Genomic DNA, 25,149 nt, shown 5'->3' with positions numbered 1-25,149 from the left:
TTTCTTGATGGAGGCGTTTGTCGATGTCGTCTGGGTCCAGCGTGGAGGATCAACCCGTTTCGATCGGTGCCGGAGCAGGCTACCTGAAGGACTACTACGAGCACCTGGCTGAAGAGGATGCCCGCGCCTATCCGGCGGAGCTGCTCGCCGCGCGGGCGCAGACGCACCGCGACACGGCGGCGCACCGGTTCCCGGGAACCGCCAACATCACCATCGCCGACGAGGCCGACCGCAGCGTCGTCTACATCGTCACCGACGACATGCCCTTCCTCGTGGACTCGGTCAACGCCGAACTGGTCCGGCAGAAGTCCCCCATCCGCCTGGTGATGCACCCGCTGTTCGTCGTGACCCGCAACCGCGAGAGCGGGGAACTCGTGAAGGTGGCACGGGTGCCGTCGCACCTGGGCATCTCCAGCGGCGACACAGCTGCCATGCCGAATCTCTCGCACCTGATCGCCCAGGGCGACAACGCCTCGCACATGGAATCCTGGATCGCCGTCGAAATCGACCGCGTCAACGACGCGAAGCGCGCGGCGCTGGTGGAGGGCATCGGCCGTGTGCTCGACGGCGTGCGTGCCGCCGTCGAAGACTGGCCGAAAATGCGGCACAAGGCACTGCAGATCGCGGAGGACCTCGACAAGCTGGCCAACCCCGCGCAGATCGCCGAACTCCGCCAGGCCCAGGAGCTGCTCCGCTGGCTGGATGACGGGAACTTCACATTCCTCGGTTACCGCGAGTACGACCTCAAGAACGAATCCGGCGAGGACGTCCTGGAGCCCCGGGAGGAGAGTGGCCTCGGGCTGCTGCGTGGCGGAGCCGACACCCCGCACCAGATCCAGCACCTCACCGAGGCCGGACGGCGGAAGGCCCGGGAAAAGCGCGCGCTTGTCATCACCAAGGCCAACTCCCGCTCCACCGTCCACCGCTCCGCGTACCTGGACTACATCGGCGTCAAAAGCTTCGACGCCGCCGGCAACGTCAACGGTGAACGCCGCTTCATCGGGCTCTTCGCCACCACCGCGTACGCCGGATCCGTCCGCGACATTCCGGTGGTCCGCGAAAAGGTCGCCGCCGTCCTGAGCGACGCGGGCTTCCCGCCGGACTCCCACTCCGGCAAGGATCTGCTGGGGATCCTCGAAACCTACCCGCGGGATGAGCTTTTCCAGATCGAGGTCCCTGATCTGGCCGCGATTGCCACCGGTATCCAGCGGCTGCAGGAACGCCGCCGGACCCGGCTGTTCCTCCGGCCGGACATCTATGGGCGTTTTATGTCAGCCCTCGTCTACCTTCCGCGTGACCGGTACACCACGAATGTGCGCCTGCGCATCGAGGAGGAGCTGCGCGAGACCTTCGACGCCGTGTCCATCGACTACGAGGCGCGGATGACGGAGTCCGCCCTGGCCCGGCTCTTCTTCCGGATCAGGCTTCCCAAGAATGCCGACGTCAGCAACGTCAACAGCGACGACCTCGAAAAACGCCTTGTCCGGGCGGCCCGCTCGTGGAGCGAGGGCATCGCGGAGGTTCTGCATGCCCGCGCCGAGAGCGGCGTTCAGGACGACGGCGCCAAGGAGCTTGCCGCCGTGTGGGCCGAGGCCTTCCCCGCGACTTACCGGGTCGACTATGAGGTGGAGGATGCCCTCGAGGACATCGCCCGCTTCGAGAAATACGGAGCCGCCGCGGAGCGGGCCGGCGAGACCGTGCAGGAGCAGCCCGGCGTCCACGTCTATCTGCCCCAGGGCGCCGGTGCGACGCTCGAAGAGGACGCGCGGGTCAAGCTCTACATGCTGGACCCCAAGAGCCTGAGCCAGATCCTGCCGTTCTTCCACAACCTGGGCCTGGAGGTCCTGGACGAGCGCCCGTTCGAGATCGAGACGTCGGACCACCGTGACTTCTTCCTCTACGACCTGGGCCTGAAGTACCCGGCGGGCGTGGACCCCATCAAAACCGGGCAGCTGCTCGCGGATTCCTTCGGTGCCGCAGTGTCCGGCGCCGTCGAATCCGACAGCTTCGACCGGCTGGTGCTGCGCGAGGGAATGCACTGGCGCCAGGTCGTTGTGTTGCGCGCCTACGCCAAGTACATGCGGCAGATGGGCAACACGAACTCCTACGGGTTCCTGGCCGACACGCTGCTGGCCAACCCCGATGTCAACCGCGGGCTCAGCGCCTTGTTCGAGGCCCGCTTCGATCCTTCGTTGGGCGAGGACGAGCGCCGGCTCCGGCAGAAGGAGGTCCTCGCCGGACTGGACGCGGCGATCGAACAGGTCGCAACCCTCGACGCCGACCGTGTTCTGCGCACCTTCAAGAACCTCATCCTGGCGACGCTGCGGACCAACTACTACCAGAACAAGCCGCACCTCAGTTTCAAGCTGAACCCGGCCGCTATTGACGGACTCCCGTTCCCCACTCCGATGTTTGAGATCTGGGTCTATTCGCCCCGGGTCGAGGGTGTGCACCTGCGGTTCGGCAAGGTGGCCCGCGGTGGCCTGCGCTGGTCTGACCGCCGTGAGGATTTCCGCACGGAAATCCTTGGCCTGGTCAAGGCGCAGACGGTCAAAAACGCCGTGATCGTGCCCACCGGGGCCAAGGGCGGGTTCTACGCCAAGCAGCTCCCGGACCCGGCCTCGGACCGCAGCGCCTGGATGGCGGAGGGCGTCGAAAGCTACAAGACGTTCATCCGTGGCCTGCTGGACGTCACCGACAACCTCGTCACGTCGCCGGAGGGCGAGCGGCTGGTGCCGCCGGCCGACGTCGTACGGCACGACGACGACGATTCCTACCTTGTGGTCGCGGCCGACAAGGGCACGGCGTCATTCTCCGACATCGCCAACGGCCTGGCCGCGGAGTACGGGTTCTGGCTGGGAGATGCTTTCGCGTCCGGCGGCTCGGTCGGCTACGACCACAAGGCCATGGGCATCACCGCGCGCGGTGCCTGGGAGTCGGTCAAACGCCATTTCAGCGAGCTGGACCTGGACACGCAGTCCGAGCCGTTCACGGTGGTCGGCGTTGGCGACATGTCAGGCGACGTGTTCGGCAACGGCATGCTGCTCTCGAAGCACATCCGTCTGCTCGCGGCCTTTGACCACCGGCACATCTTCCTCGACCCCACCCCGGATGAGGCCGTCTCCTTCGCCGAGCGCCAGCGTCTCTTCGAGCTGCCCCGTTCCTCCTGGGACGACTACAACAAGGACCTGATCAGCGAAGGCGGCGGCGTGTTCGCCCGCCAAGCGAAGTCCATCCCGGTTTCGGCCCAGGTCCGGTCCGCGCTGGGGCTGCCCGACGGAACCACCCGGCTCAGCCCGCCAGAACTGTTGCGCGCGATCCTGCTCGCCCCCGCCGACCTGCTCTACAACGGCGGAATCGGCACGTACGTCAAGGCCAGCACGGAAACGAACGCCGAGGTGGGCGACAAGGCCAATGACTCCATCCGCGTCGACGGACGGGAGCTGCGCGTGAAGGTGGTCGGTGAAGGCGGCAACCTGGGCATGACGCAGCGGGGCCGCATTGAGGCCGCCCTCCAGGGCGTCATCCTGAACACCGACGCGATCGACAACTCCGCCGGCGTCGACTGCTCCGACCACGAGGTCAACATCAAGATCTTCGTGGACCGGATGGTCGCGGCAGGAAAGCTGGATCCCGCGGAGCGTTCGGAGTTCCTGGCCTCGATGACCGACGAAGTCGGCCGCCTGGTGCTCGAGGACAACATTGACCAGAACATCCTGCTGCTCAATGACCGGATGCGGGTTTCCGAATGGAGCCCCAGCTACGAGCGGTTGATGGACTGGCTGGAGAAAAATGCAGGGCTGAAGCGCGATCTGGAAGCCCTGCCCACCACGGAGACGCTTCATGAGCGGCTTGAACAGGGCCAGGGCCTGACCTCGCCCGAACTGTCCGTGCTGGCCGCCTACGCCAAGATCGAACTCGCCTCGGCGCTGCGCGACAGCGACCTGGCCGACGATCCGTGGTTCCGCGATACCCTGCGGGCCTACTTCCCGCAGCAGTTGCAGGACAGGTTCGACGCCGACCTCGACACCCACCCGCTGCGGCGCGAGATCATCGCGACCGTGGTGGCGAACGACATGATCAACATGGGTGGCATCACCTTCGCATTCCGCGCCATGGAGGAGACCTCGGCCACCGAGGCCGCTGTCGCCAAGGCGTTCGTGGCGCTCCGTGAAGTCTACGAACTGGACATCATGGTCGGGGAACTCAACGAGCTGCCCGCGTCCTTCCCGACGGAACACTGGAGCACCGTCCACCTGGACATCCGCCGGCTCCTGGACCGGGCCGTGCGGTGGGTCCTGAGCCAGGGCAACGCGGCCCGGCCCATTGCCGAGATCGTGGGTGAGTTCAAGCCGCTGATGGATCCGATGCGGGCGCGCCTGCTGGAGTACCTGCGCGGCGACGACCGTGCCCGGGTGACTGAATGGCTCGAGAAGGCGCGCGGCTGGGAACTGCCCGAGGACCTGGCCCACCGCTGGGCGGAACTGTTCGAGAGCTTCGTGCTGCTGGACATCGCCAAGATTGTGCACGTCAGCCCGGAACCCGTCGAGAACATCGCACACGTCTACTACACGGTGTTCAACCGGTTCCATGCCGACTCCCTGCTTGAGCGCATCACCAAGCTGCCCAGGGAAGACCGCTGGCAGGCCCTGGCCCGCGCCGCCCTCCGTGACGATCTCTACTCGACCGTGTCGGACATGACGACGGCCGTGCTGGAGGCGACAACTCCGGGATTGCCCGCAGAGGAACGGCTCGCGGCTTGGGAAGGCCAGAATGTTGAGCAGTTGAGCCGGGCGAAGAGCATGTTTGATGAAGTGAACGCCCTCGAGGCCGATGACATGGCCTCGCTGTCGGTAGCATTGAGGCTCTTGAGGTCAATCGTCCGACGCTAGGCAACTGCCGGCGTCGCAACTGGAGGTGCAGTGGCAATCTTTACGGACCCTATCAGGGAGCACGCTGATTTCGGGCCGGGGGATGCCGAGTGGCTGCACCTCCTCGTCGGCGACTGGCAGATGGTCGCGGACCTGGCGTTCGCCGACCTGGCGCTGTGGTTTCCGCACCCCGAGTTCGGTTACGTGGCGCTGGCCCACGTCCGCCCCTCCACCACGCACACGGTGTTCCACGCCGACTTCGTGGGGGAGGGGATCCGGTCGGACCTGAAGCCGCTGGTCGACAAGGCATGGGAGAGCCGCACGATCGAGCGCTCCAACGAGACCAACTGGAGCAGCGACATGGCCCTCCGGGTCGAGGCTGTGCCGATGGTCCGCAATGGCCGGACGCTGGCCATCGTCACGACCCACATGGACCTTTCCAGCTCCCGGATGCCGTCGCGGCTTGAGCTGACCTACCGGCAGTGCGCCTACGATCTGCTGCGGATGGGGACGCTCGGGCTGTGGCCGGACTTCGCCTCACCCACGGGTTCCCGACGCGGCGCGCCCCGCGTCGGTGACGGTCTCATCAGGCTCGACGCCGAGGGTATTGTGCAGTACGCGAGCCCCAACGGGGTCTCAGCGTTCCGCCGGCTGGGCGACGGCGAGTCGCTCGAAGGCAGGAGCCTGGCCGAAGTGACCGCGGGACTGCTAAAGGACCGCCGCATGGTGGATGAGACCCTGCCGCTCGTTGTCACGGGACGCATGCCGTGGCGCAGCGAAATCGAGTCCCGCGGCGTCAGCCTGTCGCTGCGGGCGATTCCCTTACGTGACGAACAGCAGCGCTTTGGCGCTCTGGTGCTGTGCCGTGATGTCTCCGAGTTGCGGCGGCGGGAGATGGAACTCGTGACCAAGGACGCCACCATCCGCGAGATCCACCACCGGGTGAAGAACAATCTGCAGACCGTTGCTGCGCTGCTGCGGATGCAGTCACGGCGCATGGTCAGCGATGAGGCCAAGCAGGGGCTTGAGCAGGCGATGCGCAGGGTGGCCACCATTGCCCTGGTGCACGAGACGCTGTCCCAGGGCCTGACCCAGAGCGTCGACTTCGATGAGCTCATTGGCCGCCAGTTCCGGCTCTCGGCCGAGGTCGCCTCCCCGTCGCAGCAGGTGAAGACGGCGCGTTCGGGGCTCTTCGGCGAGCTGCCGAGCGATTTTGCCACCCCGCTGGCCCTGGTGATCAACGAGCTGGTGACGAACGCCGTCGAGCACGGACTGGAGGGCAGAACCGGAACCGTCTGGCTGATCGCGGACCGCTCCGAAACCGAGGACAGCGAGGAACTGCTCACCGTGACTGTGGCGGACGACGGCGTTGGCATCCCGGCGACACCGTATGTGGAGGGCCTCGGCCTGCAGATCGTGCGCACCCTGGTGATGAGCGAACTGGGCGGGACTATTCAGTGGAAGGCCAGGGAAGGCGGCGGCACGGACGTCCAGATTGTCCTGAGCCTGGCCAAACGGTAGCCGCGCGGCAGGGTTCAGCGGCGGCGATTAAACGGCGAATGGCCGCAGACTGAGGTCTGCGGCCATTGCTGTCCTGTCCCTGCAAGCGGGTCGCCTGGTGCGGCGTCAGGAATCTGGTCCTAAGAGGCGCGGCGGGCGCGGGCCGCGCGGCGCTTCAGGGCGCGGCGTTCGTCTTCGCTCATGCCGCCCCAGACGCCGGCGTCCTGGCCGGACTCCAGCGCCCACTGGAGGCACGTGTCCACAACGGGGCAACGCCGGCACACACTTTTGGCTTCCTCGATCTGCAGGAGGGCAGGGCCGGTGTTTCCTACGGGGAAGAAAAGTTCCGGGTCCTTGTCAAGGCACGCTGCGCGGTTACGCCAATCCATGCTTATCAGTCACTCCATTTCCTGGGCACTCGTTAAATGCCTTTGTGAAACTATTCACTAGAGGCTTCATAAGAAAGGGGCCCTCTGGGGCCCCCTCGGTCATCTGTTTTAAAGCGTGTCATGTTAACGCTGCGTAAACAAGGGATATCCCGCTTCAATATGCCTTGGGATCGTGAGCGATGCATCACATCAGCTGGCGGCGCCCTCACATCTAGTCGACTATGTCCGGTACTGTGCCAGTGTGTCAAGAGCCTCTGAAAACCCCTCCGAGCCCGTCCCTGCCGGGTCCGGCGTCCCCGTCCGGCCCGCCGGCATCCTGGTGATTGCGATCGTTGTGGCGCTGGAGGCGGCGGCGCTGCTGGTTGCGGCCATCTGGTACGGAAGCCAGCTGCTGAGCGGCGCCCCCGTCCTCTCCTTCTGGGGTGCGGTGTTCACCCTGGTGCTCCTGGCGGCTTTCTCCGCCTGGCTCTTTGCAGTGGCCACTTTCCTGTTCCGGGGATACCGGTGGCCGCGTGCAGGTGCGCTGGTGGCGCAGCTCTTCACGCTCACCATCGGCTTTCCCACCATGTCGGGTGGCTATCCTCTGGCGGGCCTGGCCATGCTGGTGCCGGCGGTCCTCGCCATCGTGCTGCTGTTTGACAAGCGTGTCATTGCCTTCGCATCACGCGCCGGCGGGGCGCCTCCCGCCCTGTAGCCCGCGCCTGACGGTCCTCACCCGTTGCGGACCGCCGCAGGATCAAACGCCAGCTGGACCACCCGGGAGCGCCCGTCCGAAATCACCACCGCTCGCCCCGGCGGCGGACTCTGTTCGAATTCGTACCGGACTCCAAACAGTTCTCCGTCCAGTGGTCCCCGCGGTGCGATCAGTACGCCCCGCCCCTGCGCAGCCGCGTTCTGCACCAGCGGAACACGTTGCCGGATGCCCAGGCTGTAGCCGGCTGTAAGCACCACCCGCCACCCGAGGCCGTTCAGCAGGAGCAGCCGGCTGTTGGTTTCGTGCGACTGTAGATCGAGGTCGTCCGCCAGGAGAAGCGCAGCCGGATCCAGGGCGCCCGTGAGCGCGGCGTCGTGGGTCCGTGACCAGTGCCGCTCCGGATCCGTGCCGGCCGGAGCACGCACCCAGCCGACGGCAGGGTTGAGGCCGGGGAGAGCCCGGAGCAGCGAGCTCTTCCCGGACGCGTGGCCGCCGAGGACGGCGAGGACAGCGCCCCGAGGCAGGTCAATGCCCGCCGGGAGGAGCTCGTCACCGCCGACTCCGAGCCACAGGCTGCCGGGCGGGGGAGGACGGTTAAGCGCCACGGACCGGACGTCAGCGACGGTGACCAGCCCGGGAAGGGGCTCGACCCGGAACGGCCGGGTGCCCGGCGGTACGGCCTCGTCCCGGATGGCAGCGGGCGGGGTCCCGAAGAGCTGTCCCACGTGGCCTTCAGGAGAGACAACCGGCGCAACGGGCCCAAAAACCACCACGCGGCCGGCGACGGCGTCGGTGTCGGGCAGCCGCGGCCAGCCGAGCCGGGCCTCGTCCGTCGACCCGGCCGGCAGGAAGATCCGGTTGGGAACAGCGGCGAAGAACCGTGCGGTCACCAGCTCGCGTTCACCTGACACAAGCACCGTGATCCCGGCCCTGGCACCGTCGCGCACCAGGTCCTGGACGATGTCCTCGGCCCAGGCCAGGGGCCCGGCCCGGATCGCCGACACCCACGTTCCCCAGCCGCACAGTGCGAGGACGAGAGCGGGTGCGTCTGCGGTGTGCACAGCGCCCAGGCGCCGGGTCATTTCTTCCTGGACCCGTTCCAGGACGCGCACGGCCCGGCGGAGTTCGTGCAGTCCCACAACGGCCCCCACCCTGGGCGAGGTGACCGCGGCACTGAACGCGCCGGCGGCGTCCAGCACATACAGGTGGGATTCGTCGCCGCAGCTCAGGAGCTGATCCACGATGAGCCGCAGGGCGGCGTCGCTGCCACCGGTGCTGCCCGCGATCAGTCCCAAGTGGCCGTGGGTGCCCGGAACCCACCCGAACTCCGCGACCCGTTGCTCTTCGGGGATGTCCAGGAGCCCGAGCCTGATCCGGTCGGGGCGTCCCTCCACGGGAAAGGCCGGCTGCGCGGGGAGGGGTGCTGCTACCGGCCGCCGCAGGGGGCCGCCGCCTGATGACTTCCAGAGGGCGCGTATTTCGTCGGTCAGCCGGGCCACGGCTGATGGGGACGGCGCAGCGGGTTCTTCCGCCGGGCCGATGGACCCGTCTGCCGGCCCGCGGTTGAGGAATTCCATCACCTCCATCACCCGCGGGCCGCGGACTGTCCCTTGCCCGGGAGGTGTGACGGTGGCCGTCTGAAACTCCTCCGGCTCTCCGTTTCCCCGGACCAGGAAGGCGCGCCCCGGGCGGGAGACCGGGATGTCTGCCGCCACCCGTGAATTGATGATGTCGAGGGACTCCAGGTCCGATTGGACCCTTAAGGCGATGCAGCTGGTCACGTTCGCGCGGATATCGGCGGACACGGCGCCTTGGGGACGCTGGGTTGCCATCACGAGGTGGACCCCAAGGGAGCGGCCGATGGCGGCAATCCGCATCAGCTCGGCCAGGGCAGCAGGGGCCTCGTCGACGAGCATCCTGAATTCGTCAATGATGAGGACCAGATGGGGCAGCGGCGGCCCGGACGGGTCAAGCAGCTCGTAGGCCCTGAGGTCGGCGGCCCCGAAGGCGGCCAGGAGCTCCTCCCGGCGGCGCACTTCGGCCGCCAGGGACACCAGGGTGCGCGCCACTTCGGACGTGTCGAGGTCCGTGAGGAGCCCGACGCAGTGGGCGAGGCCGGCCAGCGGCCGCAGACCGGAGCCGCCCTTGAAATCAATGAACAGCAGGTTGACCCGCCCGGGCGGGTGGGCAGCCGCCAGCGCAGCCGCGAGGGTCCGGAGGAACTCCGATTTTCCTGATCCGGTGGTGCCCGCCACCAGGAAGTGGGGACCGTCCGCCTGCAGATCCAGCTGCAGAGGACCGGGACTTCCGACGCCGACCACCACCCGAAGCCCCGGCGTGCCTGCCGAGCGGTTCCAGCGCCGGGAAATGTCCCGCGCTGAAAACGGGAGCAGCGCGCTGAGTGAGGAGGCACCCGGGATGCCCGTCCGGGGAGCCGACAGGGGTGTCCTGGCCCCAAGGCGGCGGCAGTTGCGGTCGAAGACGCCGGCCGGCACAAGATCGGGGGTGAACTCCAGCGAGGAGTGAGCGGTTGAAAGCCGTCCGGTGCGCTCCGTGAGGGTGATGGCTGTGCCGGCGTCCGGCTCGCCGGTGCAGTCGATCACCTGCCAGCCGAGGCCGGCTGCCACTGCCCGCAGTGTTCCGGATGCTGCGTCAGCAATGATCAGCACCCCGTGCTCAAAGTCCCTGCCCGGGCAGTCCGCGAGCCATTCCACGGTCGTCGCCTCCTGTGCGGAGAGAGTCGCCGTGGCCAGGAAGCGCGCCGCCAGGAGCGACGGGGCAGGCCCATGAATGAGGATCCTGGTCCGCCGTGCCGCGGGGTAGCCGGCAAGCTGCAGCACGAAGGATCTGAGCAGCCCGGCGACAGCAGGCTGCGGGCCGCGGAGGGTCGTCACGGCCGTCGCCGGGTCCAGGGTCACGGGGACCATTCCCAGCGACGGGGGCCGGAAACCCGGGTCCGGCGGTTCCAGCCGGATGTTCGCGCCGCTCTGCGCCTGTCCGAGCCGCAACCAGACAGGTCCCGGCGCCGTGGAAACCGTGCCGGGGTCGGGTGCCGCGGACAAACCCTGCAGGGACAATTGGCCTGCGGACGGTGCTGCCCGCCGTCGCCGATCCGTGTCCTCGCGGGAGGCCGCCGCGACAGCCTCCTTGAGTTCGCGGCGTTGCCGTCTGCCGGACATGACCGGCACCAGGGCCGTGACCGCGGAGACGGCGGTGAAGGCCAGGAAGATCCACATTCCGGTCACGGCGGCCAGGCCGGTTCCGATTGCCAGAGGCAGGCCCGCCGCCAGCAACAGCGCCGCCCTGTTGCTGTTCGCCGCAGGGTTGCCGACCACGAGGGGCACCGAGACATCGGTTCCGGCGGAGCACAGCGCACCGGGGGCAAGCGGCGCGCCGAAAACCAGTGACATCGACGAACCCCCGCACCGGATCAGGGCGTCGGTAGACATGGGTGCCGCCTGCACCTTCCGGCCGTCGACGGTGGTCCCGTTGGCGCTTCCGAGGTCGCGGAGGGTGACGGCGGACTCGGAGACGTCCAGTTGCGCATGTTCGCGGGATAACTCGGGGTCCGGAATGTCGATCTCGGTGCCGCCGCGTCCGATCCGGAACCGGCCCCGCCGCAGGGGAATAATCAGGCCGGCGCCCGGCCCGCTGTGCACGGCGAGCACCAGCGGTACCGCGGCCACCGCGCTGCCCGCCAGTACCGCGCCGCCCGCCATTACCGCACTGCCTGTCAGTACTGCGCCGTCCACCAGGACCGCGCCCTGGACGAGGGGGCCCTCGCCGACGGTGAAGGCAGCCACCGGGACGCGGCCCACGGTCAGTTCCCCGGTCCGGTAGCGCCGGGAGATGGCCGACTGCAGTTCTGCCCCGGGGCACTCTGGGGATACCTCGATGGCCAGTTCCAGCAGTCCGCAGGGGAGCACGGATCCCGGCGCCGGAACGAGGGAACAGTGCAGCATCATCGGCTGGGGTCCTTTCCCGCGGCGACGTTTGGATCCAACGCTAGGACCTGGCTGCAGTGACCCGCGACGGGGAAATGCCGCTATGTGGAAAGCGGTGCTGACCTCGTAGGACGATCAAATTCGGGGGCTGGCGGCGTGCCCGGCCGGGGACCCCGATTCACGGGTTCCCGCCTTGTCTCGGGTAGGCTGGACCAGCAGACAATGCACAACGTTGGGCTGCCCACATTCGAACCAGGAGATTTTGTGACCGCTGACCTTGTCATCGTAGGCTCAGGCTTTTTCGGCCTGACAATCGCAGAACAGGCCGCCACGGAGCTGGGCTTGAAGGTCGTTGTCATCGACCGCCGCCACCACATCGGCGGCAATGCTTACAGCGAGAAGGACGCGCAGACCGGCATCGAAGTGCACCGTTACGGCGCGCACCTCTTCCACACGTCGAACGAACGCGTCTGGGAGTACGTCAACCGTTTCACGACGTTCACCAACTACGTGCACAAGGTGTACGGCGTGCACAAGGGCGAGGTCTATTCCCTGCCCATCAACCTGGCGACGATCAACCAGTTCTTCCGCGCCAACCTGACGCCCGGCCAGGCACAGGAACTGATCAAGGAACAGGCCGGTGAACTCGCCGGTACCGACCCGCAGAACCTGAACGACAAGGGCATCCAGCTCATCGGCCGCCCGCTGTACGAGGCGTTCATCAAGCACTACACCGGCAAGCAGTGGCAGACGGATCCCAAGGACCTGCCCGCGGGCATCATCTCGCGCCTCCCGGTGCGCTACAACTACGACAACCGCTACTTCAACGACAAGTACGAGGGCCTGCCGACCAACGGCTACACCGCGTGGATCGAGAAGATGGCGGAACACCCGAACATCGAGGTCCGGCTGAACACGGACTTCTTTGACGAATCGCACGAGTACAGCAAGAACAAGGTTGTCGGAAACATCCCCGTGGTCTACACCGGCCCCGTGGACCGCTACTTCGATTTCGCCGAAGGCGACCTCTCCTGGCGCACCATCGACTTCGAGGAAGAAGTGCTCGACGTCGGCGATTTCCAGGGAACGTCCGTGGTCAACTACAACGACGACGACGTCGCCTACACCCGCATCATCGAGCCGCGCCACTTCCACCCGGAGCGCGACTACCAAACGGAGAAGACCGTCATCATGCGCGAATTCTCCCGCGCCGCGGAGAAGGGCGACGAGCCCTACTACCCGATCAACACCGCCTCGGACCGCGAACGCCTGCTCAAGTACCGCGACCTCGCGGCTGCCGAGAAGGACGTCCTGTTCGGCGGACGCCTCGGGACGTACAAGTACCTGGACATGCACATGGCCATCGGGTCCGCACTGACCATGTTCGACAACAAAATCCGCCCCCATTTCGAGGCCGGCGCCAAGATTGAAAGCGGAGGAGTGGACGCGTGAGCGGAAACCAGCAAGTGAAAGAGGCCGTCCCGGACGCAGCAGGCAGCGACGCCGGCTGGCAGACGGTCCAGCGCGTCATTCTCCCGGGGGAGCGGGGGCTTGAGACGCTTCCGCTGTACATGGACTCAGGAGTGGTGAGCAGCAGCTCCGACGTCTCCTCGGAATTGTCCGGGTTGGGCCGGACCAAAACTCCGATCAAGGTCCTGAACGCACCGCGGGCCGCCCACGCCGACGACGTAACGTCACGGACCAGCGCCTCAGTGCGCGCGGGCGAACGCGTCTCCTTCGGCACGTACTTCAACGCCTTCGCCGCAAGCTACTGGCGTCGCTGGACGACGGCTAAGGAGGTCCGTCTCAACGTGCGGACCGTCGGACGCGGCACGGTCAGCGTCTACCGCTCCAACGCCCGCGGTTCGCTGCAGCACGTGGAGACCAAGAGGGTCGCCGGCGACGCCCGGACGGAATTCACCTTGTCCCTGGCCCCCTTCGGCGACGGCGGCTGGTACTGGTTCGACGTGACGGCCGGAACTGACGCGATGGAGTTTGTCGGCGCGGAATGGCAGGCCAACGCGAAGCGACGGCTTACCGGTTCGATCACCCTCGAAATCACCACCCTGAACAAGACCGCGTACTGCATCAACAACCTCCGCATTCTGGGACAGCACCCCGAGGCGCTGGAGCAGGTCAAAGAGGTCATCGTCGTCGACCAGGGCACTGAGAAAGTAGCGGAAGCCGACGGTTTCGCCGAGGTCGAGAAGGCACTCGGCGGCAAGCTCCGCATCATCAACCAGAACAACCTCGGCGGATCGGGCGGCTTCGCCCGCGGCATGTACGAGGCAGTGGAAAACAACAGCGACTACGTCCTGCTGCTGGACGACGACGTCGTTATCGAACCCGAAAGCATCACCCGGCTGGGCATCTTTGCGGATTACTGCAAGAAGCCCACACTGGTGGGCGGCCACATGTTCGACCTTCACGACCGGAATGTCCTCCACACCCTCGGCGAGGTGGTCAACCCGTACATCATCGGCCCCGCCGAACCGAACTCCGACCAGGAGATGCGGCACAACTTCGCGCAGCGGAACCTGCGGGACACTCCGTGGATGCACCGGCGCGTGGACGTGGACTACAACGGCTGGTGGATGTGCATGATCCCCACCGAAGTCATCCGCGAGATCGGTCTGTCGCTGCCCGTCTTCATCAAATGGGACGACACCGAATACGGCGTCCGTGCGAAGGCCGCCGGCTTCAACACGGTCTCCCTGCCCGGCTCGGCCGTCTGGCACGTTTCCTGGATCGACAAGGACGACCTCGTGGGGTGGCAGTCATACTTCCACACCCGGAACCGGTTCATTTACGCGCTGCTGCACAGCCCGTACGAATTCGGCGGCGGCCTCCTGGAAAACTCGATCAAGCTGGACCTCAAGCACAACATTTCCATGCAGTACTACACCGTCCAGGGCCGGATCGAGGCCATGAAGGACCTGCTCCGCGGACCGGCCGGCCTGCATGACATGCTGCCGACCAAACTGCCGGAAATCCGGGCCATGGCCCAGCAGTTTTCCGAAGCGCAGTTCAAGCCGAGCTTTGACGACTTCCCGTCGGTGAGATCAACGAAGGTTCCCCGCCGCGGTAAGGGTGTCTCCGTGCCGTCCTATCTGATGCTTCTGCCGTGGGTGGCGAAGACTGTGGCCCGGCAAGTGGGTGTCCCGGTCTCGGAGTCCAGCAAGTCTCATCCTGAGACCCTCGTGGCGCATCAGGACAACAAGTGGTGGCGGGTGTCGCAGTTCGACAGTGCCTTGGTATCCAATGCCGAGGGGACCGCTGCGTCCTGGTACAAGCGGGATCCCCGCCAGGTCCGCAAACTCATGGCCGAAGGCCTGAAGGTCTACGGTGAGGTGGTGCGCAAGTGGCCCGCCCTGAAGCAGCAGTACCGCGGCGCCCTCGCCGAGATCACCTCCATGGATGCCTGGAAGAAGACGTTCGACGCCAACAGCGGGGACAGGGACGGTAGATGAGTTCCAACACCCAGGAACTGGTACAACCGGGGTTGGGCAGGGGCCTTGCCGACGTGGCCCGCTCAAGATTTCTGCTGAAGCTGCTGGTCCGCAAGGAACTCAAGGTCCGCTACAGGGGTTCAGTTTTGGGACTGCTGTGGTCCTACGTCAAGCCCGGCGTCCAGTTCATCGTCTTCTACATCGCCCTGGGCGTCTTCCTGGGACTCGAGAAGAGCCCCAGGAATCCGGACGGGCTGAGCAACTACGCGGTCTACCTGTTTTCCGGCATTGTCCTGATCAACTTCTTTACCGAGGCGCTGGGAAATGCGGCAAGGTCTATCGTGCACAACGGGAACCTGATCAAGAAGATCTACCTCCCGCGGGAGCTCTTCCCGATCGCGTCGGTGTGGGTCTCTGCGGTGCACTTCTTCCCGCAGATCGTCGTTCTGGTGATCGCCTGCGTCTTTACGGGCTGGCAGCCGGGACCGTTTGAACTGCTGGCGGCGATTGCCGGGTTCACCATCGTGGCGCTCCTGGCCACCGGCCTGGGACTGCTCTTCGGTGCCGCCAACGTGTACTACCGCGACTCGGAGAACATCGTGGACATGCTCCTGATGATCGCCACGTGGGCCTCACCTGTGTTGTATGCCTGGACCATGGTTCAGCGGCAGCTGGGTGACGTCGCCTTCGCGGTTTACCAGGCCAACCCGATCACCGTGGGCGTCGAGCTCTTCCACTACGCGTTCTGGTTCCCGACGACGAACGGGTCCTCACCCATGCCGCCCGACCTTTTCAGCCTCTGGCTTCCGGTCGGCCTGGTCATCTCGGTTCTTGTCCTGGTCCTGGGGCAAATCACTTTCCGGCGGCTTGAAGGCCGCTTCGCACAGGAGCTCTGAGTGGCCAACGCAATCGAAGTGTCCGGCATCAGCAAGCAGTTTGTCCTCCGCCACACCCGTTCCATCAAGGAGACCGTGGTATGGCTGGCCAAGGGCAGGAGGGGTGATCTCTCCAAGAAATTCCATGCCCTCAAAGACGTCTCGTTGGACGTCAAAGCGGGAGAGACCGTAGCCCTGCTCGGCTTCAACGGGTCGGGCAAATCCACGCTTCTGAAGCACATCTCGGGCGTGATGCTCCCCGATTCCGGCACCGTACGGACCCGCGGACGGGTCGCCGGCCTCATCGAAGTCGGCGCAGGCTTCCACCACGACCTCTCCGGCCGTGACAACGTCTACCTGAACGGTGCCATCCTGGGGATGACCGAGCAGGAGGTCAATGACCGTTTCGACGCGATCGTCGAGTTCGCGGAGATCGGCGAGTTCATTGACACCGAAGTCAGGTTCTACTCTTCGGGAATGTACCTGCGGCTGGCCTTCTCCGTGGCCGTCCACACCGATCCCGAGGTCTTCCTGATCGATGAAATCCTCGCAGTGGGCGACGAGCCGTTCCAGCGCAAGTGCATTGACAAGATCCAGGAGCTGGCAGAACGGGGCAAGACCCTCGTCGTCGTCAGCCACGACCTGGACCTCGTCTCCCGGATCTGCGCCCGCGGTGTCCTGCTGCAGCACGGAAATGTTTTGTTCGACGGACCGATCAGCGAGGCCGTTAGCCGGCTCCGCAGCTAATCGGCAGACCCTGCTGCTGCGCCGTCGCGGCGAAGCAGCAGCTAGTGTGGAGACAGGTCCCCTGGCCCCGCCATCAGGTATGAGAGAAAAGGCACGAGTATCGTGAAGATTGCTGTAATTGCGTTGGGTAAGATCGGCCTGCCCCTGGCCGTCCAGTTTGCGTCCAAGGGCCATGAGGTCGTCGGCGTCGACGTCAACCGGCAGGTTGTGGACCTCATCAACGCCGGCACCGAGCCGTTTCCCGGCGAAGCCCACCTGCAGGAAAAACTCTCCGAACTGGTGCCGGCAGGCAAGCTCAGGGCCACCACCGACTACGCGGATGCGGTCCCCGAAGCGGACGTCGTGGTCCTCGTTGTGCCGCTGTTCGTCGATGCCGAAGCGAACCCCGACTTCGGCTGGATGGACGCTGCCACCGCGGAACTGGCAAAGCACCTGACGCCCGGGACCCTGGTCTCCTACGAAACCACACTGCCCGTCGGAACTACCCGGAGCCGCTGGAAGCCGGCCCTGGAAGCCGCCTCCGGCCTGGTCGAAGGCCGCGACTTCCACCTGGTGTTCTCTCCCGAACGCGTCCTCACGGGCCGGGTTTTCGAAGACCTGCGCAAGTACCCCAAGCTGGTGGGCGGACTGTCCGACGCCGGGGCAGCCAAAGCCGTGGAGTTCTACCAGGCCGTGCTGGACTTCGACGAGCGGACGGACCTGGCCCGCCCGAACGGCGTGTGGGACCTTGGCTCCGCCGAGGCGTCCGAGATGGCGAAGCTGGCCGAAACCACCTACCGCGATGTGAACATTGGCCTCGCCAACCAGTTCGCCCGGTATGCCTCGACTGCCGGCATCGACATCTACCAGGTCATCGAGGCCGCCAACTCCCAGCCGTACAGCCACATCCACACCCCGGGCATCGCCGTCGGCGGTCACTGCATCCCCGTCTACCCGCGGCTCTACCTCTGGAACGATCCGGCGGCCACGGTAGTGCGCGCGGCCCGCGAAGCCAACGCAGACATGCCGGCCTACACCATCGGACTGCTCGAGGGGGCCTACGGCGACCTCGCCGGCGCCCGAGTGGTGGTACTTGGCGCTGCATACCGCGGCGGCGTCAAGGAGACGGCGTTCTCCGGCGTCTTCGACGCCGTCCGGGCACTCGAGCAGCGCGGGGCAACCGCGCTGGTCCATGACCCGCTGTACACCGACGAGGAACTCCAGAAGCTGGGCTTCCAGCCCTACCACCTGGGCGAACCGGCCGACGCGGCCGTGGTCCAGGCGGACCACGCCGAGTACCGCAAGTTGGGCCCGCAGGACCTCCCGGGTGTCCGGGTCTTCATCGATGGCCGCCGGGTGAGCCGCCCCGAGGCCTGGGACGGCGTCGAGTACCGCGTCATCGGCAAGGCCTGACCTGAGTCCGCGCGCCGAACACTTTTCCCTTTGACAGGAGATCCACGATGAATAACATTGCCCCGAGCGCTGATGTTTCGGACAGGGCCGTGCTGGGCGCCGGCACCAAGATCTGGCATCTGGCCCAGGTGCGCGAGGACGCCACGCTGGGAGAAAACTGCATCGTCGGCCGCGGTGCCTACGTCGGCACCGGTGTCCAGATTGGCGACAACACCAAGATCCAGAACTACGCGCTGGTCTACGAACCGGCCCGGCTCGGAAAGGGCGTCTTCATTGGACCCGCGGTGGTCCTGACGAACGACACCTACCCCCGGTCCATCAGCCCTGACGGATCCCTGAAGAGCGCCCACGACTGGACCCCGGTGGGCGTCACCATCGAGGACGGGGCGTCCATCGGCGCGCGGGCCGTCTGCGTGGCGCCCGTGACGATCGGACGCTGGGCGACCATCGCCGCAGGCGCCGTCGTCACCAAGGATGTACCGGCCTTCGCCCTGATGGCCGGAGTGCCCGCCAAGCGGCTCGGGTGGGTCGGCAAGGCCGGCTTCCCCCTGCGCGAGGAAGACGGGTTCTGGGTCTGCCCCGAGACAGGCGCCAAATATGTTGAGCAAGAAGAATTCCTGAAAGAGGCAGAGGACAACGCATGAGCCTGGACTTTATCCCCGCAGCCAAGCCGATCATCGGCGATGAAGAGCGGGCGGCTGTCGATGCCGTCCTCGCGTCCGGAATGCTGGCCCAGGGCAAGCAGGTGGCGGACTTTGAAACTGAGTTCTCCTCGGTGCTTGTTGATGGCCGCGCCGCCGTTGCCGTGAACTCCGGCACCTCCGGACTGCACCTCGGCCTCCTGGCCGCCGGTGTGGGCCCCGGCGACGAGGTCATCGTGCCGTCGTTCACGTTCGCCGCCACCGGCAACTCCGTCGCGCTGACCGGAGCCACTCCCGTCTTCGCCGACATCGAACTGGACCACTACACCCTGGACACGGACCACGTCGCGTCGCTCATCACCGAGAAGACCAAGGGCATCATGCCGGTGCACCTTTACGGGCACCCGTTCGACGTCGAAGGCCTCGGCCGGCTTGCCGCGGAGCGCGGCATCGACCTCTACGAGGACGCAGCCCAGGCACACGGAGCCAGCTTCAATGGCCAGAAGGTCGGCAGCTTCGGCACCTTCGCCATGTTCAGCCTGTACCCGACGAAGAACATGACCTCCGGTGAGGGCGGCATGGTCACGACGTCGGACGCCGCCGTCGAGCACCGGCTCCGGCTGCTGCGCAACCAGGGCATGGAGAAGCAGTACCAGAACGAAATCGTCGGGTTCAACGCGCGTATGACGGACCTGCACGCCGCCATCGGCCGCGTCCAGCTCACCAAGGTGCTGGGCTGGACCGCGCAGCGCCAGCAGAACGCCGCGTTCCTCGACGCCAACCTGGAGAACGTCGGAACGCCGCTGGTCAAGGCAGGGGCAGGCCACGTCTACCACCAGTACACCATCCGTGTGCCCGAGGACCGGGACGGACTGGCCAAGGCACTGCGCGAGGAATACAACATCGGCACCGGCGTGTACTACCCGGTCCCGAACCACCGCCTTCCGTCCTTCAACCGGACCGAAGACCTGCCCAACACGGAAACGGCGGCCAAGGAAGTGCTGTCCCTGCCGGTCCACCCGTCCCTGAGCCAGGACGATCTCGAGCGTATCGTCGCCGCTGTCAACGCCGTCTCCAAGGCCGGTGCCTGACATGGCGAACCTGCGCGTAGGCCTGATCGGGCTGGGGATGATGGGGCGGCACCACGCCCGCGTCCTCCGCGAGCTTCCCGGCGTCGACCTGGTGGCCGTAGCGGACGCGTACGGCGATCCGCACGGCGTAGCCGGCGGACTGACCGTGCTGTCCTCGGTGGAAGAACTTATTGCCGAGGGCCTGGACATGGCGGTCGCCGCCGTCCCCACGGGTATGCATGAGGAGGTCGGACTGGCCCTGGCCGACGCCGGCGTCCACACCCTCGTGGAGAAGCCCATCGCCGCCAGCACGGAGGCCGGGCAGCGCCTCGTGGAGGCGTTCGAGGCCAAAAACCTCGTGGGGGCCGTAGGCCACATCGAGCGTTTCAATCCTGCGCTGCAGTCCCTGCGGAAGCGGATTGAGGCGGGCGAACTCGGCGACGTGTACCAGATCGCCACCCGGCGCCAGGGCCCGTTCCCGTCACGCATCGCCGACGTCGGTGTGGTCAAGGACCTGGGCACGCACGATATCGACCTGACTGCCTGGCTCGCCCAGAGCCGCTTCGATTCAATCTTCGCCCAGGTCACCACGCGCAGCGGCCGTCCGCACGAGGACATGGTCGCAGCGACCGGGCAGCTGGAAAGCGGCGTCATCACCAACCACCTGGTGAACTGGCTTTCCCCCATGAAAGAGCGCCTGACCATCGTCACCGGCGAAAAGGGTGCCTTTGTGGCCGACACGGTCACAGCGGACCTGACGTTCTTCGAGAACGGCACCGTGGCCACCGAGTGGGAGTCCATGGCGGCTTTCCGTGGTGTTTCCGAGGGCAACATGACCCGTCTTGCCATCGCGAAACCGGAACCGCTGCGCACCGAGCACGAGGCGTTCCGCGACGCGGTCCTCGGGCTGCGCACCGACGTCGTCACCATGCGCGAGGGCCTGGACACGCTGCGCGTTGCCGAAGCCGTGCTGGAGTCCGCGCGCAGCGGGCGGATGGTCAAAGTCGCCGCCTCGTGACAGCCCCCCGTTTGAGGGTGGTGGTGGCCACCCGGCTCTTTACGCCTGAAGTGGGGGCCGCGGCCTTCCGTCTCCAGGCGCTGGTCGACGGGTTGGTGGCTGCGGGGGCGGACGTTTTGGTGGTCACCACTCGTGCCCCTGGCGGCGCCACGGCCGGCACCGTTCCCTTCAGGATCAGCCGCTGGCCCGTGCTGCGCGACGGCGGCGGCAACGTCCGCGGCTACGTCCAATACCTGAGCTTCGACGTGCCGGCCTTCTTCCGCCTGTTGCTGCAGCGGGCCGATGTGGTTGTGTCCGAACCGCCGCCCACCACCGGACTGGTGGTGGCCCTGAGCTCCTGGCTGCGCCGCCGGCCGTTCGTCTACTACGCCGCGGACGTCTGGAGTGAGGCGCTGTCCGCGACGGACGTGCCGGGCTTCGTCGTACGCCTGATGCGCAGCGTCGAGGGATTCGTCCTGCGGCGCGCCGCCTGCGTCATCGCCATTTCTGAGGCGGTGGCCGAGCAGGTGGCAAAGTTCGATGCGCCGGCGGAGCGGGTGCGGGTGGTCGCCAACGGCGTTGACACGTCAGTCTTCAATCCCCACGGCGATGCCGCTCACAGCGACCGGCCCTACTTCGCCTACACCGGAACGATTTCCGAATGGCAGGGAGCCGACGTCTTCATCCAGGCGTTGCCGCTGGTGCAGCGCAAATATCCGACGGCGGAGATCCGCTTCTTCGGGCAGGGCACCGACGAACCGGCCCTCCGGGCGCTGGCGGACGAGGTTGCTCCCGGCAGCGTGGTCTTCGGCGGCGTTGTGCCGCCCCGGGAGGCCGCAGCCTGGCTTCGCGGGGCCGTGGCGGCGCTGGTCAGCATCAAACCCGGTCAGGGCTACGACTTCGCCAAGCCGACGAAAATTTACGCGGCCGCAGGGTGCGGCGCCCGGGTCATCTTTGCCGGGCCCGGCGAGGGAGCCGCGGTGGTGGCCAACAACGGCCTCGGCGACGCTGTGGACCATAACCCGGATGACGTGGCGGCCGCCATGATCGCCGCGCTGGACAAGGAAGACACCGGTCACGGACACCGCTCGCAGTGGGTGGGGGAGAACGCCTCACTCGCCGCCGCCGGCCAGGCCGCGGCCGCGATCGTCGCGTCGCTGGCGAGGACCCAGCCATGAAAATCCTTGTGGTCACCACCTGGTTCCCCAGCCACGAGGCGCCGGCCCAGGCCCCGTTCAATCTGGAGCATGCGAAGGCAGTCCAGCTGCGGCACGATGTCAGCGTGGTGCATGTGCGGCTGGGCAGCAGGCTGCCCGCGTCCGAGGAGGCCTACGCCGGACTCCCCGTGCAGAGGGTGTCCCTCAACCCCCGCCGGCCGTGGACGGCAGTGTCCGTGCTCCGAACGCTGATGAGGGAAAGCTCGACGTCGGACGTGCTGCACACCATGGCCTTCTCCTCGGCACTCGTGGCGGCACTCCCGGCGGCCCTGACACGCAAGCCGTGGGTCCACTCCGAGCACTGGAGCGGCGTCACAAACCCGCGGAACGTCGCCGGGATGTGGCCGCGTTTCGCCTGGCTGCGCTGGGTGCTGCGTCTTCCGCACGCCGTGACAGGAGTGACGGCGGAACTCGTCGGCAAGCTACAGGCGTTCGCGCGGCCGGACGCGGCGGTGCTGGTTCCGTGCGTTGTTGCCAACGAGCGGCCGGTGAAGCCGCTGCCTTCCGGTGACCGGCTGCGCCTGGTGGCTGTCGGCGGGCTGGTTCCGGGGAAGAGGCCGCTTCTGGCCATCAGGACCATCGCAGCGCTTAAGGAAGCGGGCCACGATGTGCACCTCAACTGGGTGGGGGACGGACCCCTCCGCGGGGAAGCCGAAGAACTGATCTCCGAGTTGCAGCTGGGGGAGAACGTCACGCTGGTCGGCACGGTCCCGCCGGCCGAGGTGTTCGCGTATTTCGAGCAGGCCCATCTGTTCTTCCTCCCGACGGCCCATGAGAACTTTTTCACGTCCGCGGCGGAGGCGCTCTCGGCCGGGCGGCCCGTCGTCGTCCCGCGTGTGGGCGGCTTCACGGACTACGTGACCCCGGCGAACGGCGTCCTGGTGGATGATGCGTCCCCGGAGTCCCTGGCCGCCGCGATCCAGGCGGCCCGGTTGAACTTCGCCGGTGCCGACCCCTCGGCCATTGCCGCGCCCATCCGGGCCAGGTTCAGCCGGAGCACGGTTGGCATGCTGTTCGAGGACGTCTACGGCAGGGTGCTCGCCGGCAGCGGAGCCACCGGGAGCAGGCATGGATAAGGATGTAACCGGTGCAGCAGTCCCGGCGGTGGACGTCGTCATCGCGGTGCACAGCAGCACCCGGCCGGTGGCGAGGGCGCTCGCGTCGGTGGCCGCTGCCGGCCTCGAGCTGAACGGCCCCGACGGCGTCCGGGCCACCGTGGTGTGCCACAACATCTCCCGGGACGAGATTTCGAGCAACGTCCCGCCCGAACTGGCCTCAGCCACCAGGTTCCTGGAGCTCCGCGACGGGATACCCAGCCCGGCCGGGCCGTTCAACTACGGGCTTGAGCAGGCGGACGCTGAATTTGTGTGCATTCTTGGCAGCGACGATTCACTGGAACCCGGCGCCCTGCGCCAGTGGCTGGAGCTCGCCCGCACCCATTCCTCCGCCATGGTCGTCGCGCCCCAGCGCCATGCCGGCGGAGCGCCGGTAAGGACCCCGCCGGTCCGGGTCCGCCGGCAGTTCAAACTGGACCCGGTCAAGGACCGCCTGAGCTACCGCACAGCGCCGCTTGGCTTGCTGAGGCGCAGCGAGATCCAGCGTCTGGGCCTGGAATTCAGCGCGGATCTGCGCACGGGGGAGGACCAGATATTCTCCGCCAAGCTCTGGTTCGGCGGCGGCCGGATCGACTATGCCCGCGGGGCCGGCAAGTACGTTGTGGGCGACGACGCGCGGGACCGGGTCACGGGACAGCGGCGGGACATCGGTGAATTGTTTGCCTTTGCCCTGGAGCTCGTGGCCGATCCCTGGTTCGTCGCTCTTCCCCTGGCGCACCGTCGGGCGCTGGTCACCAAACTGCTCCGGGTCCATGTCTTCGGCGTGGTTCTCCCGCGTAGCGAACACGGCGGCTGGACGGACCCTGACCGCGCGGAATTCGCACACATGACCCGGACTCTCCTGGCCGCGGCCCCGGGGGCGGACCGGCCCCTCTCCCTGGCGGACGCCCGGCTGCTTCGCAGCATCCTTACCCCGGGTCCCTTGGCTGAGATGCTGGCGGCAGCCGCAGCGCGCCGCAGGTTCGGACGTCCGCGGACCATGATTGCGTCCAGCCCGACGGCCCAGTTCGATCCCGAGGCCCCGGTACGGTTCATGGCGGCGTCCGCGCTGCTCTAGCGGTTCCCCAGCCTTAGGCGCCCTTCCCGGGCACCGGAAAGCAGCAGGGGCGGTAGCTGACGTCCTGCCGTCAGCTACCGCCCCTCACCGGCAATGCCGGATCCTGCTACCTGGCCGACTGTGCGTTGAAGTCCAGCAGCGCGTCCACGATCTTCTCTGCGGCGTGGCCGTCGCCGTAGGGGGCAGCGTCCGTGGGCTCAGGTGCGGGCCGCTTTACGGTGTCGGCAAGGATGGACAGGTCTTCGCTGACCAGGACATTCCAGCGCGATTCGAGGGTCTCCACCCACTCCGTTTCAGGACGGATGGTGGTGCAGGGCACGCGCAGCAGGAATGCTTCCTTCTGCAGCCCGCCGGAGTCCGTGACGACGCCTTCGCTGTTCCGCACGGCGTTGACCAGTTGCGGATAGGCCAGCGGCGGGCAGGCCCGGATGCTGCCCTGCTCGAGTGTCAGTCCGTGACGTTCCGCCAGACTGACCAGGCGCGGGTGGGCCAGCAGGAGCACCGGCCGGTCCAGGGATGCCAAGGAGTCGAGGATGGCCTTGAGGCGGGCCGGTGAGTCCGTGTTGTCGGGGCGGTGGATGGTGCTGACGTAGTAGCCGCCCGGCTCCATATCCAGGGGGAGGGGCTCATTGCGCTGCTCCAGCAACGACCGGACCTGGAACAGGACATCGGTCATGACGTCGCCGACGAGTACCGTCTTGCCGGCCAGGCCCTCATTGGCCAGGTGGTCCACTGCAACCTGGGTGGGCGCCAACAGCAGGTCCGCCGCGTGGTCCGTCAGGACGCGGTTGTGCTCTTCCGGCATGCGCCGGTTGAAGGAACGCAGCCCCGCTTCGAGGTGGGCCAGCGGGATGTGCATCTTGACCGCCGCGATGGCCGCCGCCAGTGTGGAGTTGGTGTCGCCGTAGACCAGGACACAGTCCGGCTTGGCCTCTTCCAGGATTTCCTCAAGGCCTCCGAGCATCGCGCCCGTCTGTGCCCCGTGTTTGCCGGATCCCACCCCGAGGTTAAAGTCGGGGGCGGGGATACCCAGGTCCCGGAAAAAGACGTCACTCATGAGCTCGTCATAATGCTGGCCTGTGTGGGCGATGAGGTGTTCTGCCCGGCCGGAAATGGCTGATGCGATCGGTGCGAGCTTTACGAACTGTGGTCTTGCGCCGACGACGCTGAGAATACGCATGGTTCTAGCTT

General features: G+C 66.7%; 17 protein-coding genes. 14 read left to right on the top strand and 3 right to left on the bottom strand.

Features of this window, described 5'->3' with window-relative positions; genetic code table 11:
* The first annotated feature begins 23 nt into the window (after positions 1-23).
* Both FS787_RS04155 and FS787_RS04150 read left to right on the top strand, forming a co-directional pair.
* Positions 24-4,892 (top strand): NAD-glutamate dehydrogenase, encoded by a 4,869-nt coding sequence (locus FS787_RS04155; protein WP_144671024.1) that lies wholly within the window; start codon positions 24-26, stop codon positions 4,890-4,892.
* A gap of 30 nt (positions 4,893-4,922) precedes the next feature.
* The gene (locus tag FS787_RS04150) at positions 4,923-6,392 is read left to right on the top strand and encodes a sensor histidine kinase (RefSeq protein WP_144671023.1); all 1,470 of its coding nucleotides are present in this window, start codon (positions 4,923-4,925) and stop codon (positions 6,390-6,392) included.
* 119 nt (positions 6,393-6,511) lie between these two features.
* Here FS787_RS04150 and FS787_RS04145 read toward each other — a convergent pair whose 3' ends face one another.
* Complete coding sequence (locus FS787_RS04145; RefSeq protein ID WP_003804966.1) at positions 6,512-6,760, bottom strand: WhiB family transcriptional regulator; 249 nt, start codon at positions 6,758-6,760, stop codon at positions 6,512-6,514.
* 241 nt (positions 6,761-7,001) lie between these two features.
* Here FS787_RS04145 and FS787_RS04140 point away from each other — a divergent pair, with 241 nt between their 5' ends.
* Positions 7,002-7,454, top strand: a complete 453-nt coding sequence (locus FS787_RS04140; protein ID WP_260982382.1) for a hypothetical protein — start codon at positions 7,002-7,004, stop codon at positions 7,452-7,454.
* 17 nt (positions 7,455-7,471) lie between these two features.
* Here the strand turns inward: FS787_RS04140 and FS787_RS04135 are convergent, their stop codons facing one another.
* Positions 7,472-11,419, bottom strand: coding sequence for an FtsK/SpoIIIE domain-containing protein (locus FS787_RS04135; RefSeq protein WP_144671022.1), 3,948 nt, complete (start codon positions 11,417-11,419; stop codon positions 7,472-7,474).
* Between the two features lie 243 nt (positions 11,420-11,662).
* On the opposite strand from FS787_RS04135, the gene glf reads away from it, so the two are divergent.
* The 11 genes from glf to FS787_RS04080 all read left to right on the top strand — a co-directional run bounded on the left by glf (position 11,663) and on the right by FS787_RS04080 (position 23,958).
* The gene (glf, locus tag FS787_RS04130) at positions 11,663-12,850 is read left to right on the top strand and encodes a UDP-galactopyranose mutase (RefSeq protein WP_144671021.1); all 1,188 of its coding nucleotides are present in this window, start codon (positions 11,663-11,665) and stop codon (positions 12,848-12,850) included.
* Complete coding sequence (locus FS787_RS04125; RefSeq protein WP_395940311.1) at positions 12,847-14,868, top strand: glycosyltransferase; 2,022 nt, start codon at positions 12,847-12,849, stop codon at positions 14,866-14,868. The genes glf and FS787_RS04125 overlap by 4 nt, the downstream gene beginning before the upstream one ends.
* Complete coding sequence (locus FS787_RS04120; RefSeq protein WP_144671020.1) at positions 14,865-15,743, top strand: ABC transporter permease; 879 nt, start codon at positions 14,865-14,867, stop codon at positions 15,741-15,743. The genes FS787_RS04125 and FS787_RS04120 overlap by 4 nt, the downstream gene beginning before the upstream one ends.
* Entirely contained in the window at positions 15,744-16,469 is a 726-nt protein-coding gene (locus FS787_RS04115; RefSeq protein WP_144671019.1) for an ABC transporter ATP-binding protein, read from the top strand.
* A gap of 102 nt (positions 16,470-16,571) precedes the next feature.
* On the top strand, positions 16,572-17,861 hold the full coding sequence (locus tag FS787_RS04110; protein ID WP_144671018.1) for a nucleotide sugar dehydrogenase: 1,290 nt from the start codon (positions 16,572-16,574) through the stop codon (positions 17,859-17,861).
* Positions 17,862-17,908: 47 nt separating this feature from the next.
* Positions 17,909-18,505, top strand: a complete 597-nt coding sequence (locus tag FS787_RS04105; RefSeq protein WP_144671017.1) for an acyltransferase — start codon at positions 17,909-17,911, stop codon at positions 18,503-18,505.
* Complete coding sequence (locus FS787_RS04100; RefSeq protein WP_144671016.1) at positions 18,502-19,593, top strand: DegT/DnrJ/EryC1/StrS aminotransferase family protein; 1,092 nt, start codon at positions 18,502-18,504, stop codon at positions 19,591-19,593. Before FS787_RS04105 ends, FS787_RS04100 begins: the two co-directional genes overlap by 4 nt.
* Position 19,594: 1 nt before the next feature.
* A complete protein-coding gene (locus tag FS787_RS04095) occupies positions 19,595-20,590 on the top strand; it encodes a Gfo/Idh/MocA family protein (protein ID WP_144671015.1) in 996 nt (331 codons plus the stop codon).
* The gene (locus tag FS787_RS04090; protein WP_144671014.1) at positions 20,587-21,747 is read left to right on the top strand and encodes a glycosyltransferase family 4 protein; all 1,161 of its coding nucleotides are present in this window, start codon (positions 20,587-20,589) and stop codon (positions 21,745-21,747) included. The genes FS787_RS04095 and FS787_RS04090 overlap by 4 nt, the downstream gene beginning before the upstream one ends.
* Positions 21,744-22,862 (top strand): glycosyltransferase family 4 protein, encoded by a 1,119-nt coding sequence (locus FS787_RS04085; RefSeq protein WP_144671013.1) that lies wholly within the window; start codon positions 21,744-21,746, stop codon positions 22,860-22,862. Before FS787_RS04090 ends, FS787_RS04085 begins: the two co-directional genes overlap by 4 nt.
* Complete coding sequence (locus tag FS787_RS04080) at positions 22,855-23,958, top strand: glycosyltransferase family 2 protein (protein WP_144671012.1); 1,104 nt, start codon at positions 22,855-22,857, stop codon at positions 23,956-23,958. The genes FS787_RS04085 and FS787_RS04080 overlap by 8 nt, the downstream gene beginning before the upstream one ends.
* Before the next feature lie 106 nt (positions 23,959-24,064).
* On the opposite strand, the gene wecB is transcribed toward FS787_RS04080, so the two are convergent.
* On the bottom strand, positions 24,065-25,138 hold the full coding sequence (gene wecB, locus FS787_RS04075) for a non-hydrolyzing UDP-N-acetylglucosamine 2-epimerase (protein ID WP_144671011.1): 1,074 nt from the start codon (positions 25,136-25,138) through the stop codon (positions 24,065-24,067).
* Positions 25,139-25,149 lie beyond the last annotated feature (11 nt).

The organism is Arthrobacter sp. U41 (assembly GCF_007679325.1).
Taxonomy (GTDB): domain Bacteria; phylum Actinomycetota; class Actinomycetes; order Actinomycetales; family Micrococcaceae; genus Arthrobacter.
This window is presented reverse-complemented; position numbering and strand designations above follow the sequence as displayed.

Bases quoted from the DNA above. Each gene is read 5' to 3' on its own strand.
- FS787_RS04155 (WP_144671024.1), top strand. From the start codon at position 24: ATGTCGTCTGGGTCCAGCGTGGAGGATCAACCCGTTTCGATCGGTGCC.
- FS787_RS04145 (WP_003804966.1), bottom strand. From the start codon at position 6,760: ATGGATTGGCGTAACCGCGCAGCGTGCCTTGACAAGGACCCGGAACTT.
- FS787_RS04135 (WP_144671022.1), bottom strand. From the start codon at position 11,419: ATGATGCTGCACTGTTCCCTCGTTCCGGCGCCGGGATCCGTGCTCCCC.
- FS787_RS04120 (WP_144671020.1), top strand. From the start codon at position 14,865: ATGAGTTCCAACACCCAGGAACTGGTACAACCGGGGTTGGGCAGGGGC.
- FS787_RS04105 (WP_144671017.1), top strand. From the start codon at position 17,909: ATGAATAACATTGCCCCGAGCGCTGATGTTTCGGACAGGGCCGTGCTG.
- FS787_RS04100 (WP_144671016.1), top strand. From the start codon at position 18,502: ATGAGCCTGGACTTTATCCCCGCAGCCAAGCCGATCATCGGCGATGAA.
- FS787_RS04095 (WP_144671015.1), top strand. From the start codon at position 19,595: ATGGCGAACCTGCGCGTAGGCCTGATCGGGCTGGGGATGATGGGGCGG.
- FS787_RS04085 (WP_144671013.1), top strand. From the start codon at position 21,744: ATGAAAATCCTTGTGGTCACCACCTGGTTCCCCAGCCACGAGGCGCCG.
- FS787_RS04080 (WP_144671012.1), top strand. From the start codon at position 22,855: ATGGATAAGGATGTAACCGGTGCAGCAGTCCCGGCGGTGGACGTCGTC.
- wecB (WP_144671011.1), bottom strand. From the start codon at position 25,138: ATGCGTATTCTCAGCGTCGTCGGCGCAAGACCACAGTTCGTAAAGCTC.